At 71.0% G+C, this 14,586-nt stretch carries 14 protein-coding genes; 9 read left to right on the top strand and 5 right to left on the bottom strand.

Features of this window, described 5'->3' with window-relative positions; translation table 11 throughout:
• The first annotated feature begins 146 nt into the window (after positions 1-146).
• Positions 147-968, top strand: coding sequence for a P-loop NTPase family protein (locus B8460_RS02360; protein ID WP_241771077.1), 822 nt, complete (start codon positions 147-149; stop codon positions 966-968).
• A 158-nt stretch (positions 969-1,126) separates the two neighbouring features.
• Complete coding sequence (locus B8460_RS02355) at positions 1,127-1,393, top strand: hypothetical protein (RefSeq protein ID WP_048859962.1); 267 nt, start codon at positions 1,127-1,129, stop codon at positions 1,391-1,393.
• 70 nt (positions 1,394-1,463) lie between these two features.
• Here the strand turns inward: B8460_RS02355 and B8460_RS02350 are convergent, their stop codons facing one another.
• Positions 1,464-3,131 carry a formate--tetrahydrofolate ligase gene (locus B8460_RS02350; RefSeq protein ID WP_048859961.1) on the bottom strand — a complete coding sequence of 556 codons (1,668 nt, stop codon included), beginning with the start codon at positions 3,129-3,131 and terminating at the stop codon, positions 1,464-1,466.
• A 147-nt stretch (positions 3,132-3,278) separates the two neighbouring features.
• Here B8460_RS02350 and B8460_RS02345 point away from each other — a divergent pair, with 147 nt between their 5' ends.
• The 3 genes from B8460_RS02345 to B8460_RS02335 all read left to right on the top strand — a co-directional run bounded on the left by B8460_RS02345 (position 3,279) and on the right by B8460_RS02335 (position 7,097).
• Positions 3,279-4,037: an SDR family NAD(P)-dependent oxidoreductase gene (locus B8460_RS02345; RefSeq protein ID WP_048859960.1), complete on the top strand. Its 759-nt coding sequence runs from the start codon at positions 3,279-3,281 to the stop codon at positions 4,035-4,037.
• Between the two features lie 75 nt (positions 4,038-4,112).
• Positions 4,113-5,297 (top strand): acetyl-CoA C-acyltransferase, encoded by a 1,185-nt coding sequence (locus B8460_RS02340; protein ID WP_048859959.1) that lies wholly within the window; start codon positions 4,113-4,115, stop codon positions 5,295-5,297.
• A gap of 318 nt (positions 5,298-5,615) precedes the next feature.
• Positions 5,616-7,097 (top strand): SulP family inorganic anion transporter, encoded by a 1,482-nt coding sequence (locus B8460_RS02335; protein WP_048859958.1) that lies wholly within the window; start codon positions 5,616-5,618, stop codon positions 7,095-7,097.
• Between the two features lie 72 nt (positions 7,098-7,169).
• Here the strand turns inward: B8460_RS02335 and B8460_RS02330 are convergent, their stop codons facing one another.
• Positions 7,170-7,373 carry a hypothetical protein gene (locus B8460_RS02330; RefSeq protein WP_048859957.1) on the bottom strand — a complete coding sequence of 68 codons (204 nt, stop codon included), beginning with the start codon at positions 7,371-7,373 and terminating at the stop codon, positions 7,170-7,172.
• A 206-nt stretch (positions 7,374-7,579) separates the two neighbouring features.
• Between B8460_RS02330 and B8460_RS02325 the strand changes: the two genes are divergently transcribed.
• A complete protein-coding gene (locus B8460_RS02325) occupies positions 7,580-8,659 on the top strand; it encodes a tartrate dehydrogenase (protein ID WP_048859956.1) in 1,080 nt (359 codons plus the stop codon).
• 8 nt (positions 8,660-8,667) lie between these two features.
• Here the strand turns inward: B8460_RS02325 and B8460_RS02320 are convergent, their stop codons facing one another.
• Positions 8,668-10,137, bottom strand: a complete 1,470-nt coding sequence (locus tag B8460_RS02320) for a sodium:solute symporter family protein (protein ID WP_048859955.1) — start codon at positions 10,135-10,137, stop codon at positions 8,668-8,670.
• Entirely contained in the window at positions 10,137-10,328 is a 192-nt protein-coding gene (locus B8460_RS02315; protein WP_199445516.1) for a DUF3311 domain-containing protein, read from the bottom strand. Before B8460_RS02315 ends, B8460_RS02320 begins: the two co-directional genes overlap by 1 nt.
• Before the next feature lie 51 nt (positions 10,329-10,379).
• On the opposite strand from B8460_RS02315, the gene B8460_RS02310 reads away from it, so the two are divergent.
• Both B8460_RS02310 and B8460_RS02305 read left to right on the top strand, forming a co-directional pair.
• On the top strand, positions 10,380-12,179 hold the full coding sequence (locus B8460_RS02310; protein WP_048859954.1) for a monovalent cation:proton antiporter-2 (CPA2) family protein: 1,800 nt from the start codon (positions 10,380-10,382) through the stop codon (positions 12,177-12,179).
• 114 nt (positions 12,180-12,293) lie between these two features.
• Complete coding sequence (locus B8460_RS02305; protein ID WP_048859953.1) at positions 12,294-12,542, top strand: hypothetical protein; 249 nt, start codon at positions 12,294-12,296, stop codon at positions 12,540-12,542.
• A gap of 49 nt (positions 12,543-12,591) precedes the next feature.
• Here the strand turns inward: B8460_RS02305 and B8460_RS02300 are convergent, their stop codons facing one another.
• On the bottom strand, positions 12,592-13,188 hold the full coding sequence (locus B8460_RS02300) for a TlpA disulfide reductase family protein (protein WP_241771076.1): 597 nt from the start codon (positions 13,186-13,188) through the stop codon (positions 12,592-12,594).
• A gap of 62 nt (positions 13,189-13,250) precedes the next feature.
• On the opposite strand from B8460_RS02300, the gene argH reads away from it, so the two are divergent.
• Positions 13,251-14,586 (top strand): argininosuccinate lyase (gene argH, locus B8460_RS02295; protein ID WP_048859964.1); only part of this gene is annotated, 1,336 nt, incomplete at its 3' end.

Here is a 14,586-nt window from a genome sequence, read left to right as displayed (position 1 = left end):
CTCGGGGCCGTGCTGGCCGCCGCCGCCATCCTGCCGCTCGCCGAAGCCGGGCTCGGTCCCGGGGCCGCGGATGGCCTGGTTCCCGCCACCCCCGCGCTGCTGGCCGCCCGGCTGCGGCGCGGACCCGCCCCGAACGGATGCGCCGCATGAAGGCCTCTCACCTGCTCGCCATCGCCTCCGGCAAGGGCGGGGTCGGCAAGACCTGGTTCGCCGCCACGCTGGCCCACACGCTGGCACATCCGCTGGTGCATCCCCTGGCGTCGCCGTCCGCGCAGCCGCCGGGGCGCCCGCGTCGGCGCATCCTGCTGCTCGACGCCGATCTCGGGCTGGCCAATGTCGACATCCAGCTCGGGCTGACGCCGGCGCGCGACCTCGCCGACGTGCTCGCCGGCCGCGCGGATCTGGCCGGGGCGGTCGCGACCCACGCGGAGGGTGGTTTCGACATCCTGGCCGGCCGTTCCGGCAGCGGCGCGCTGGCCACCCTCGACGGGGCTGCCCTGGCCGGGTTCTGCGCCGTGGTGGCGGACGCCCGCGCCGCCTACGATATCGTGATCCTTGATCTCGGCGCCGGCGTGGATCGGACGGTGCGCCGGCTCGCGGCCCTCGCCGACACGCTGGTCGTGCTGGCGACCGAGGAGCCGACGAGCATCACCGATGCGTATGCGGTGGTGAAGCTGCACGGGGCAGACTGTCCGGGCGGCGACCGCCGGGTGGTGGTCAATCAGGCGTCGAGTCCGGCCAGCGGTGCCCGCACCTATGCGGTGCTGGCCCGGGCGGCCCGGCAGTTCCTGGGCAGCGCGCCGCCGCTCGCGGGGGTCATCCGGCGCGACCCGGCGGTGCCGGCCGCGATTCGCCGCCAGTCGCTGCTTCTCAGTCTGCATCCCGGCAGCCGCGCCGCGGCGGACATGCGCGCCCTGGCCGAGCCGCTGCTGCGCCCGGCGGTGCCTGCCTCGATCCCGGCGGCGTGAGGCGGGGAGCGTGGGGCGGGTGGCAAGAGGGTCATCGCGTGAGCAAAACCCAATCGGGACCACGCCGATCCGGCCAGCGGTGCGGCCATGGCAGGTCAGGCCGGCGTGAGGCTGACGTTTCGTCCGGAACCCACGGGTACGGCGCGCATTGTCCTATCATGGGTTATGCGGATCACCACGTCAGGCCGAAAGCAAGCGAGAGCGGCGAGCGCGACGCGTTCGACCGCTGGCTGCGCCGCTCGCTGCGTCAGGCCCATGACGACATCATCGCCGAGCCGGTACCCGACGCGCTGATGCAGATACTCGGCGAGGCAGCGCCCCAGGCGGCCTCCGCCAACCCTGCGGCCGACGGCGCCGGGCCCGCCGACCGGACGACGCCGCCTCCCGGGTCGTCCGGGCGCGGGTCGTCCGGCCCCGAGGCCTGACACCCCGGGGCGGGGAACAGCAGTCGCCGATGCCCCGCGGCCTGCCGGCGCGGGGCGGCCCACCCTGCGGTCAGAACAGGCCCTGGATGTTTCCCTCCGCATCGAGCCGGATCGTCTCGGCGGCCGGCACCTTCGGCAGGCCCGGCATGGTCATGATCTCGCCGCAGATGGCGACGACGAAGCCCGCGCCCGCCGACAGACGCACTTCCCGCACCGGCAGCACATGCCCTTCCGGCGCGCCCATCGCGGTCGGGTCGGCGCTGAAGCTGTATTGCGTCTTGGCGATGCAGACCGGCAGCCCGGCATGGCCGGCCGCCTCGAACTGCGAGAGGCGCTTGGCCGCGGCCGGGGCGATGTCGATGTCGCGGGCGCGGTAGATATCGCGGGCGATGGTGCGGATCTTCTCCGCGAGTGGCAGGTCCGCCGGATAGAGCGGCTTCGCCTGCGCGCCCTCGCCGAGCGCCTCGGTCACCACCTGCGCCAGTTCCGCGGCCCCCGCGCCGCCATCGGCCCAGTGGGTGCAGAGCACGGTGCGCACGCCGAGTGCCGCCGTCGCGTCGCGCACCGCCGCGAACTCCGCCTCGGTGTCGGAGGTGAAGCGGTTCAGCCCGACCACCACCGGAATGCCGAACTTGCGCATGTTCTCGATATGGCGGGCGAGGTTCGCCATGCCGCGCTGGACCGCGGCCACGTTTTCGGTGCCGAGCGCGCCCTTCGCCACGCCGCCGTGCATCTTCAGCGCGCGGACGGTCGCGACGATCACCGCGCAGCCCGGCGCCAGACCGGCCGAGCGGCATTTGATGTCGATGAACTTCTCGGCACCCAGATCGGCGCCGAACCCGGCCTCCGTCACCACCACGTCCGCGAGCTTGAGCCCGAGCCGCGTCGCCATGACCGAGTTGCAGCCATGGGCGATGTTGGCGAACGGGCCGCCATGCACCAGCGCGGGCGTGCCTTCCAGCGTCTGCACGAGGTTGGGCTGGAACGCCTCGCGCAGCAGCACGGCCATGGCGCCGTCCGCCTTGAGGTCGGCCGCCGTCACCGCGCTGCCGTCCCGCCGGGTCGCGACGACCATCCGGCCGAGCCGCGCCTGCAGGTCGTCGAGATCGCGGGCGAGACAGAACACCGCCATCACCTCGGACGCGACGGTGATGTCGAACCCGTCCTCGCGCGGGGCGCCGTTCGCTCCGCCGCCGATGCTGTTGATGATGGAGCGCAGCGCGCGGTCGTTCATGTCCAGCGCCCTGCGCCAGGTGACGCGGCGGGTGTCGATGCCGAGCGAATTGCCCCAGTACAGATGGTTGTCGATCATCGCGGCCAGCAGGTTGTTGGCGCTGGTGATCGCGTGGAAGTCGCCGGTGAAATGGAGGTTGATGTCCTCCATCGGCACCACCTGCGCATAGCCGCCACCGGTGGCACCCCCCTTCATGCCGAAGCTGGGGCCGAGGCTGGGCTCGCGCAGACAGATCATCACCCGCTTGCCGGCGGCGGAAAGCGCGTCGGCCAGGCCGACGGTCGTCGTCGTCTTGCCCTCGCCGGCGGCGGTCGGGCTGATCCCGGTCACCAGCACCAGCTTGCCGTCCGGGCGGCCGGCGCAGCCGTTGATGAAATCGTAGCCGATCTTCGCCTTGTGCGGTCCGTAGGCATACAGCGCATCGGCCGGTATGCCGGCACGGGCGGCGATGTCGGTGATCGGGCGCAGCGTCGCGGCGCGTGCGATGTCGAGGTCGGTCGTCATGCGGGGCGGCCTTATCCTGACGTCGGGGGTTAAACAAAGGCGCGGAAACTGGCATGGGCGCCGGGGTTTCGTCCACTTGCCATGCGCCGTCCTATGCTCAGGGGCGCGTAATTCGGATGGGCGCGCATAATTCTAATGGAGCGAGCGATGGCGGGACCGATGGACCTTACCGGGCGGGTGGCGCTGGTCACCGGCGGGAACGGCGGCATCGGCCTCGGCATGGCGAAGGGCCTGGCCGAGGCGGGGGCCGCGATCGTCCTGGCCGGGCGCGACCGGAACAAGGCCGAGGCGGCGCTGGCCGAACTGGGCGGGCGCGGGCGGTTCGTCGCCGCCGACGTGACCGATCCCGACGCCTGCGCGGCGCTGGTGGACGCGACGCGCGCCGCCTTCGCCCGGCTGGACATCCTGGTGAACAACGCCGGCATGTCGGTGCGCAAGCAGCCCGCCGACCTCACGCCGGAGGAGTGGCGGCTTGTGCTGGCGACCAATCTCGACGGCGCGTTCTATTGCGCCCGCGCCGCCTATCCGGCGATGCGCGACGGGGGCGGGGGCAAGATCATCAATATCGGCTCGATGATGTCGCTGTTCGGCGCGTCCTTCGCCGCCGCCTATGGGGCGAGCAAGGGCGGGATCGTGCAACTCACCCGATCGCTCGCGGTCGCCTGGGCGCCCGATAACATCCAGGTCAATGCCGTGCTGCCGGGCTGGATCGACACGGCGCTGACGCGCGATGCCCGGGCGCAGGTCCCCGGGCTGAACGAACGGGTGCTCGCCCGCACCCCGGCCGGGCGGTGGGGCACGCCGGACGATCTCGCCGGCATTGCCGTGTTTCTCGCCGGCCGCGGCTCGGACTTCGTGACCGGGGCCGCCATTCCAGTGGACGGCGGGTATTCGGTCAGCGGCTGACCTGCGCCGGCCCGGCTTTACGACCGCGCCGCCCGCGATCAGCATAACACACAAAGTCATCAGGAGGGACGCGCCATGCGCGAAGCCGTCATCGTCTCCACCGCCCGCACGCCGATCGGCCGGGCCTATCGCGGTGCCTTCAACGACACCCACGGCGCCACGTTGGCCGGCCACGCCATCGCCCACGCCGTCTCGCGCGCCGGGATCGACCCGGCCGAGGTCGAGGACGTGATCATGGGCTGCGCCATGCAGCAGGGCGCCACCGGGATGAACGTCGCGCGGCAGGCACTGGTCCGCGCCGGCCTGCCGGTCACGACGGCGGGCACCACGATCGACCGGCAGTGCAGCTCCGGCCTGCAGGCGATCGCCGTCGCGGCGCAGCGGGTGATCCTGGATCGGGTGCCGATCATGGTCGCCGGCGGGCTGGAGAGCATCAGCCTGGTGCAAAACGACCACCGTAACCAGTTCCGCACCACCGACGACTGGCTGCTGGCGCACAAGCCCGACATCTACCTGCCGATGATCGACACCGCCGAGATCGTCGCCGCCCGCTATGGCATCTCGCGCGAGCGGCAGGACGAATACGGCCTGGAGAGCCAGCGCCGCACCGCCGCCGCGCAGGAAGCCGGCCGCTACGAGGCGGAGATCGTGCCGCTGGAGAGCCGCATGGCGCTGGTGGACAAGGAGACCGGCGCCGTCCACCACAAGACCGTCCGCCTCACCAAGGACGAGGGCAACCGGCCCGACACCACCGCCGAGGGGCTGGCCAACCTCAAGCCCGTGCGCGGGCTGGACAAGACGATCACCGCCGGCAACGCCTCGCAGCTGTCGGACGGCGCCTCGGCCTGCGTCGTGATGGAGGCGGGCGAGGCGGCGAAGCGCGGGCTCAAGCCGCTCGGCATCTTCCGCGGCCTCGCGGTCGCCGGCTGCGAGCCGGACGAGATGGGCATCGGCCCGGTGTTCGCGGTGCCCCGCCTGCTGGCTCGCCACGGGCTCAAGGTCGAGGACATCGACCTGTGGGAGCTGAACGAGGCCTTCGCGGTGCAGGTGATCTATTGCCGCGACAAGCTCGGCATCGACCCGGCGAAGCTGAACGTGGACGGCGGCGCCATCTCGATCGGCCATCCCTACGGCATGTCGGGCGCCCGCATGGCCGGGCACGTGCTGATCGAGGGCAAGCGCCGCGGCGCCCGCTATGGCGTCGTCACCATGTGCGTGGGCGGCGGCATGGGCGCCGCGGGCCTGTTCGAGATCGTCTGACGCGACGCGGGCGGGGCGGCGTGCGCGCCGCCCCGCCCCACCTCGTAGTCGCGATGGCATGTTTGTCGAGACACGTCCGCCGGTTGACGTGGTGCCAAGCGGTCAGGCACCCCGGCCGGGATTTATGTTGCATTGCATCATCGGGCTGGCTACTAGCGGCGTGATGGTGATGAACGCTGCCCTGCCAAGTCCTATGACGCCGCCCTGACCGGCGTCACGCGGCTATTGAAGTATCGTCCGCCGCCCCCTCGGGCCGCGGCCTCCATTTGGCACGTACCGGCAACGCCCTTCGCGGCGCGTATGTCCTGAAAGCTTTCAATGAACGTCAAGAATATCCGCGCCGAATGGGCGCCGAACGTCACGCGCGACCTGTTGGCGGGCACCGTCGTTGCCCTGGCGCTGATCCCCGAGGCCATCGCCTTCTCGATCATCGCCGGTGTCGATCCCAAGGTCGGGCTATATGCCTCGTTCTGCATCGCCGTCGTCACCGCGATCGCCGGGGGACGGCCGGCCATGATTTCGGCGGCGACCGGCTCGATGGCGCTCGTCATGGTCACGCTCGTGAAAGAGCACGGGCTGGGGTACCTGCTCGCCGCCACCATCCTGACTGGCGTGTTGCAGATTGTGGCGAGTTTGCTGCGGCTGGGCGACCTGATGCGTTTCGTCTCGCGCTCGGTCGTCACGGGCTTCGTCAACGCGCTGGCGATCCTGATCTTCCTGGCGCAGCTGCCGGAGCTGATCGGCCATGGCTGGCAGGTCTACGCGATGGTCGCGGCCGGTCTTGCGATCATCTACCTGCTGCCGCGTGCCACCCGCGCCGTGCCGTCTCCGTTGGTGGCGATCGTCGTCCTGACGGCGTTCTCGATCGCGGTCGGGCTGAGGCTGCACACGGTCGGCGACATGGGCCAGCTGCCGCATGACCTGCCGTTCTTCGCGATACCGCTTGTGCCGGCGACACTGGAGACGCTGCGCATCATCCTGCCCTATGCGCTGACGCTGACCATGGTGGGGCTGCTGGAAAGCCTGATGACGGCGGCGATCGTGGACGAGATGACCGACACGACGTCGAACAAGAACCGCGAATGCGCGGGGCAGGGGCTCGCCAACATCGCCTCCGGCCTGTTCGGCGGCATGGCGGGCTGCGCGATGATCGGCCAGTCGGTGATCAACGTGTCATCCGGCGGCCGGGGGCGGCTGTCCTGTCTGTGGGCCGGCGCATTCCTGCTGTTCCTGATCGTGGTGCTCGGTCCGTGGGTGCGTCAGATCCCGATGGCCGCGCTGGTCGCGGTGATGATCATGGTGTCGATCAACACGTTCCAGTGGCGCTCGATTCCCGGTCTGCTGGCCAATCCGAAAAGTTCGAGCTTCGTCATGCTGGCTACGGTCCTCGTGGTCGTCGCGACGCATGATCTGGCCAAGGGCGTCGTCGCCGGCGTTGTGCTCAGCGGTCTGTTCTTCGCGCAGAAGGTTGCCCGTTTCTTCGGCGTCGACTCCGATCTGGATGAGGCGCTGGGACGGCGGACCTATCGCGTGACGGGGCAGATTTTCTTCGCCACGGCCGAGGCGTTCCACAACGCATTCGATTTCCGCGAGCCCCTGCAATCCGTCGTCATCGACGTGGGCGCGGCGCATTTCTGGGACATCACCGGCATCAATGCGCTCGATCGGGTTGTCCTGAAGTTCCGCCACCACGGCGTCGCGGTCGAGATCGAGGGCATGAACGCGGCGAGTCAGACGCTCGTGGATCGATTGGCGCTGCACGATAAGCCCGGCGCGACCTTATCCGTCGGCGCGCACTGACGGCGGCCCGGCGGGACGGGAGCGACGCGGCAGGCCGCTCCTGTTCGGCCGTTCGTGGCGGGCCACGGTGGATCAGCCGCGACGGCCGAGGGCGTAGCCGAGTTCGTGCGCCTGGTCCGGGCTGAAGGCCGCGAGGGTGGGATCGATCAACGAGAGCACCGGCGCGCTGACGGCGAGCGCCCTGATCGCGGTGTCGTCGGGGCTCCCCATCGGGGCGGTGTCGTCGGCACGGTGCCGCGCCAGCAGGCGGGCCGTCAGGCGGGGGAAAATATGCACGGCATCACTCCTCAACCGGCGAATGGCGTCATCTCCTCCCCTCGCTGAAGTAAGCATGAATTGCTGCGGTGCAACAATTCATTCCGGACAATAGTCGGGCCGGTAGCCGGGGGGAGCAATGAGCGGCGCGCATGGCGGTTGGGCGCCCCACTGGACCGTCTGCCCAGGCGCGACCAATCTGCGGCCGGCCACACACCGGAGCACCCATGCGCACGTATCGCATCGCCGCCATTCCCGCCGACGGTATCGGGCCGGAGGTGATCGACGCCGGGCTGGAGGTGCTGGACGCGCTGGCCGCCCGTGCCGGTTTCGGGCTCGACGTCACGCGCTATGACTGGGGTTCGGATCGCTACCGCCGCACCGGCGCGCTGATGCCGGCGGACGGGCTCGACCAGTTGCGCGGCATGGACGCGATTTATTTCGGCGCGGTCGGCGCCCCGGACATCCCGGACCACGTCACGCTGTGGGGCCTGCGGCTGCCGATCTGCCAGGGTTTCGACCAGTACGCCAATGTCCGCCCGACGCGCATCCTGCCGGGGGTGACCAGCCCGCTGCGCGACGTCGGGCCCGGCGATCTCGACTGGGTCATCGTGCGCGAGAACAGCGAGGGCGAGTATGCCGGCCATGGCGGCCGCGCCCATCGCGGCCTGCCGGAGGAGGTCGCGACCGAGACCGCGATCTTCACCCGCCGGGGCGTGGAGCGGATCATGCGCCATGCCTTCGCCATCGCCCGGGCGCGGCCGGCGAAGCATCTGACGGTGGTGACCAAGTCGAACGCCCAGCGGCACGGCATGGTGTTCTGGGACGAGATCGCCGCCCTTGTCGCCGCCGACTTCCCGGACGTCGCGTGGGACAAGGAACTGGTGGACGCGATGACCACGCGCATGGTCCGGCGTCCCGCCTCGATCGACACCGTGGTGGCGACCAACCTGCACGCCGACATCCTGTCGGACCTGGCGGCGGCGCTCGCCGGCTCGCTCGGCATCGCGCCGACCGGCAACATCGACCCGGAGCGGCGCTTCCCCAGCATGTTCGAGCCGATCCACGGCTCCGCCTTCGACATCACGGGACGGGGCATCGCCAACCCGGTCGCGAGCTTCTGGACCGCGGCGATGATGCTCGAGCATCTCGGCGAGGCGGCCGCCGCCGCGTCGCTGATGGCGGCCGTCGAACAGGTCTGCGCGGCCGGGATCATGACCCCCGACCTCGGCGGCACGGAGACGACGGCCGGTGTCACCCGGGCCGTCGTCGATGCCCTGCGCGGCGCCAACGCACCGGCGCGCTGACCGCCTGGCTAGGCGCGCTCCGCCGGCGCGAGGGCGGGTTGCCGCCGTGCCGTCAGCGCGCTGACCGCCAGCGCCACCGCCGCGTTCGCCACCAGCGCGACCATGCCGATATTCAGGTCCTGCACCCATCCCGGCGCCCCGGGCATCAGCGTCGCGATGCGGACCCCGGTTAGCGTCGTCCACGCGACGATGGCGATGCCCGTCGCGATGCCCGCGAGCGCGCCCGCCGCGTTGAGCGGGTTGCGCCGCGACAGCGTCCAGATGAAGCTCGGGAACAGCTGCGTGACGATGTTGTAGCCCATCAGCAGCAGCGAGACGATCGCGCTGCCCCCGCGCAGCGTGAACCCGACCGCCACCAGCGACACGACCGGCACCGCCCCGCGCGCGATCAGGGCCAGGCCGCGCCCGTCCCTACGCGCGCCGGTCAGCGGCGCGTAGAGGTTGTTCGCGATCAGGGTGGCCGCACTCATCAGGATCACCGACCCCGGCACCAGCGCGGTGAGCAGCCCGGCGGCGCCGATCACGCCGAGGAACCAGGGTGGGAACGTCACCTGCGCGATGCGCAGGAGCGCCAGGTCGCTGTCCGCGCCGCGCAGGCCCGGGACTTGCAGGATCGCCGCGAACCCGATCAGGAAGACGAACAGGATGAGCAGCTGATACAGCGGCAGGAGCGCCGCGTTGCGCCGGAACGTGTCGGGGCTGCGCGCGGTGAAGACGGACGCAAAGCCGTGCGGCCACATGAAGGCGCCGAGACCGTTCAGCACGACGGTGCTTTCGAACCACGCCATGCTGAGCCCGCGCGGCGGCAGCGTCAGGAAGCCCGGCCGCGCCGCGTCGACCGCGTGGAACATCGGGCCGATGCCGCCGTAGTAATGCAGCGGCAGGTAGATGCCGAGGAAGACCACCACGCCGAGGATGGCCGCGTCCTTGATCGTCGCGGTCCAGGCCGAGCCGTGGACGCCCGAGACGATCACATAGGCGGTGACGATCGCCGCCCCGATCCAGATCGCGGTCGCCGCGCCGATCACGCCGCCGCTTGCCGCCGCGACGATGATGCCGAGACCCTTGAACTGCAGCACCAGATACGGGACGAGCGCGGTCACGCCCACCAGCGCGACGACGACGCCGAGCGTGGGGGAGCGGTAGCGGTGCGCGAAATAGTCCGGCTGCGCCAGCAGCCGGTGCTCCTTCGCATAAGCCCAGAGCGGCGGCAGCATCCAGTAGGACAGGATGAAGCCGATCGTCAGGTACACGAGGATGTACATCGCGGGGCCGCCCTTGCCGTACGCCCAGCCGACGCCGCCGAGGAAGGTGAAGGTCGTGTAGGTCTCGCCCGCCATCAGCAGGAACACGAGCAGGCTGCCGAAGCCGCGTCCGCCGACGCTCCATTGTTCGAGGCTGAGATCGCGTCCCCGCCCGGCGCGCAGACCGAGGGCAAGGGCAAAGGCCGCCGTAACGGCGATGATCAGCAGGGCCATCAGCGGCCGCCCGCCGCGCGGCGGGTCCGGTCGCTCCGCCAGATGAGCGCCATCACCACGCTGGTGACCAGGACACAGAATACCAGCCACGCGAGCACCAATGGCAGTCCCAAGACAAACGGTTCCACCCGGTTTACCAACGGCGTGCCGATCAGGAAGCCGGCCAGCGGCAGCAGGACCAGAAAGCGCACGGCTCTGTCACTCCTCATGAGGTCGTGCCCCAAGCGTCGGAAAACCCGGACATGCTGACAACCCTTGTTGCACTCCTGGCCGCCGTTGCAGTTGCCGTGCCGATTTCCCGCCGGCTCGGGTTCGGCAGCGTGCTCGGCTATCTCGTGGCGGGCGTGGCGATCGGGCCGCAGGGCCTGGGGGCGGTCCTCGACACCGGCCGGGTGCAGGCGATCTCCGAGTTCGGCGTGGTCATGCTGCTGTTCCTGATCGGGCTGGAGGTGCGGCCGCAGCGCCTGTGGGTGATGCGGCGGGCGATCTTCGGCCTCGGCTCGGCGCAGGTCGTGCTGTCGGCGGCCGTGCTGGGCGCCTTCGCCTGGATCGCCGGCGCCGAGGTGGACAGCGCCGCCGTCCTCGGTGCCGGATTCGCGCTGTCGTCGACCGCCATCGTCCTGCCGATGCTGGGCGAGCGAGGGCTGCTGAAGACGACCGCCGGGCGCGACGTCTTCGCCGTGCTGCTGTTCCAGGACCTGGCGTTCATCCCCTTCGTCGCCGTCCTGCCGCTGCTGGCGCAGGAGAGCCTGCCCGACCACGTGCCGTGGCACGATGTCGGCCGCGCGGTGCTGACGGTCGCGCTGATCCTGCTGATCGGCCGGGTCGTGGTGCCGCGCGCCTTCCGCCTGATCGGCGGCGCGCGCACGCCGGAGGTGTTCACCGCCATGGCCCTGCTGATCGTGCTGGGCACCGGGTTGCTCGCGCACGAGGCGGGGCTGTCGATGTCGCTCGGCGCCTTCATCGCCGGCGTGCTGCTGTCGGACAACGAGTACCGCCACGAATTGCAGGCCGATATCGAGCCGTTCGAGGGGCTGCTGCTGGGCTTCTTCTTCATGTCGGTGGGCATGCAGACCGATCTGCGCCTCGCCGCCCACAATCCCGGCACGCTGGCAGCGGGCGTCGTCATGCTGCTCCTGGCCAAGACCGGGATCGCGTATGCGATCGGACGGGTGGGCGGCCAGCGGCCACGCGATGCGATGCGTTTCGCGCTGGCGCTGCCGCAGGGGAGCGAGTTCAGCTTCGTGCTGTTCGCCGCCGCCGTGCCGGTCGGCGCGCTGACCGACGATCAGGCGACGTTCGCGACGCTGGTCGCCGCCGTGTCGATGGCCGCGACGCCGTTGCTGTTTGCCGCGTCGGAGAAGCTGCTGATGCCGCGGCTGGCGGGGCGGACGAAGGCGCCGCCGCCGCCGCTGCCGGTGCTTCAGGGCACCAGCCCCGTGCTGATCTGCGGTTTCGGCCGCGTGGGACAGGTCGCGGGCCGCATCCTGCGCATGAGCGGCATCGGCTTCGCCGCCCTCGACCGCGACCCGACCGAGGTGGAGGTCGCCCGCCGCTTCGGCTCGCGGGTCTTCTACGGCGATCCGACCCGGCCGGAGGTGCTGCGCGCGGCGGGCGCGGGCGAGGCGCGCGTGCTGATCGTGGCGCTCGACGACATCGAGGCGACGCTGCGGATCGTCGAGATCGCGCGGCGGCAGTTCCCGCACCTGTTCGTGCTGGCGCGGGCGCGCAACCGGCGTCACGCCCATCTGCTGATGGATCGCGGCGTGGACGGGTTCGTGCGCGACACGTTCTATTCGACGCTGAAGCTGACCGAGATGGCGCTGCGCGAGCTTGGCATGACGGAGGCGGAAGCCAGCCGCACGACTGAGCTGTTCCGCCAGCATGACGAACAGCAGCTGCGCGACACGCACGGGTTCTATACCGACGAGCAGCAGCTTCGTCAGAGCGCGCAGCAGGCCGCCGAGGAACTGGCCGCCCTGTTCGAGGCCGACGAACGCACGCCGAGCCGCCTGCGCGCGGACATGGTCACGGATCGCTAGGCGCGGCCGGTTGCATCACGGCCACGAAACGGTCACGTTTCGCCCGTCTTGCTGCCGTCCCGTGCCCCGATACCACGGGGCATGTTGACGAAACGACACCAGGAGCCTCGATCCATGTTCCGCAGAACGCTGCTGGCAGCCGCCGTGCTGACCGGCGCCATCCTGCTTGGCGCCGACGGCGGGACGGCCGATGCGGCGGCGATCCCCGCCGGTCCGGGTTTTGCCGCCACCGCCGCCGCGGCGCCCGCGCCCGAGCTACAGCACGTCTATTACTACTACGACCGCTATCACCATCGGCATTACCGCCGCTATCGCTACTCGCGCCGGTACAACCACCACTATCACGGTCGCCCGTATCGTTGAGGCAAGGAGGCCGGCGCTCGGGTCCGGGCGCTGGCCACCGTCGGCGCCGTCACGCCCTGGCCAGCCGCCGCACCGTCGCCAGCGCCTGCGGCGACGCCCAGTCGGCCGCCCCTTCCAGCCGCCCGCGCTCGCGTCCCTCGCGGTCGATGACCAGCGTGGTCGGGATGCCGCGCACGTTCAGCGCCTCGCCGATGCGCCCATCGGCGTCGACCAGGATCGGCAGGGCGGTGATGTCATGGTCGGTAAAGAACCGCCGCACCGCCGGGATGCCGCCATGGTCGGTGGAGATCGCCATCACCGCTATGTCGTCGGGCGCGAGCGCCCGGGACAGGCGGGCCAGCGACGGCATCTCGGCGACGCAGGGGCGGCACCACGTCGCCCAGAGGTTGAGTACCATGCCGTGGCCGCGGAACTCGGCGATGGTGTGGCGCGACCCGTCGGCCGCCGTGAACGGCAGGGAGGGCAGCGTCACCGGCGGGTCGAACAGCTTCATCGCCGACATGTCCTCCAGCTCCTCGCCATCCGCCGCGCGCACCGCCCCCGCGGGATCGGCGGCGCGCGGTTTGCGGATCAGGGAGGCGGAAGCTAGGGTGCCGGCCGCCGCGGCGAGGCCGACCAGACCGGCGCGGCGCGTGACAAACCTCATGACGGACAACCTCCTTGGCGGCTGACGTGACGTCCGACGGCGAGACCGGCGCAACCCCGGCGGTGTCACCCGATGCCTCCCATGGCGAAGCGGGCGCCAACGCGCAATGGGGCGGCCGCTTCTCGGCCGGGCCGGCGGCGGTCATGGCGGAGATCAACGCCTCGATCGGCTTCGACCGGCGGTTGTGGCGGCAGGACATACGCGGCTCGCTGGCGCATGCGGCCATGCTGGCGCGGATCGGCGTGCTGTCGGCCGAGGACGCAGCCGCGATCGCGGGCGGCCTCGCGGCCATCGGCGAGGAGATCGCGGCCGGGCGGTTCGACTTCTCGACCGACCTCGAAGACATCCACATGAATATCGAGGCGCGGCTGACGGCGCGGATCGGCGAGGCGGGCCGGCGCCTGCACACCGCGCGCAGCCGCAACGATCAGGTGGCGACGGATTTCCGCCTGTGGGTGCGTGACGCGATCGACGGGCTGGACGGGCAGACCGTCGCGCTGATGCGCGCGCTGGCCACCCGCGCCGCCGAACACGCGGCCGATCCGATGCCCGGCTTCACCCATCTGCAGACGGCGCAGCCGGTGACGTTCGGCCACCACCTGCTCGCCTATGTCGAGATGCTCGCGCGCGACCGCGGCCGCCTCGCCGACTGTCGCCGGCGGATGAACGAATGTCCGCTCGGCTCGGCGGCGCTGGCCGGCACGTCCTTTCCGATCGACCGCGCCATGACCGCGGCGGCACTCGGCTTCGACCGGCCGACCGCCAATTCGCTCGATGCCGTCTCCGACCGGGACTTCGCGCTGGAGTTCCTCTCGGCCGGCGCCATCGCGGCGATGCATCTGTCGCGGCTGGCCGAGGAGATCGTCATCTGGTGCAGCGCGCCCTATGGCTTCATCCGCCTGTCGGACGCCTATACGACCGGCAGCTCGATCATGCCGCAGAAGCGCAACCCGGACGCGGCGGAGCTGGTGCGGGCGAAGACCGGGCGCATCACCGGTGCGCTGGTCGGGCTGCTCACGGTGATGAAGGGCCTGCCGCTCGCCTATGCCAAGGACATGCAGGAGGACAAGCAGCCGGTCTTCGACGCCGCCGACGCCTGGGCGCTCTCGCTCGCGGCGATGGAGGGGATGGTGCGCGACCTCGTGCCCGATACCGCGCGCATGCGGGCGCAGGCCGGGGCGGGCTTCGCCACCGCGACCGATCTCGCCGACTGGCTGGTGCGGGCGGGACTGCCGTTTCGCGACGCCCATCACGTGACCGGGCGGCTGGTCGCGGCGGCGGAGCGGCGCGGCGTCGACCTCGCCGGCCTGTCGCTCGACGAGATGCGGGCGGTCGAGCCGCGCATCACGGCGGACGTCTATTCGGTGCTGACGGTCGAGGCCTCCGTCGCCTCCCGCG

It is taken from the genome of Acidisphaera rubrifaciens HS-AP3 (assembly GCF_000964365.1).
GTDB lineage: Bacteria > Pseudomonadota > Alphaproteobacteria > Acetobacterales > Acetobacteraceae > Acidisphaera > Acidisphaera rubrifaciens.
The sequence above is the reverse complement of the archived record's forward strand: the minus strand, read 5'-3'. Positions and strand labels throughout refer to the sequence as shown.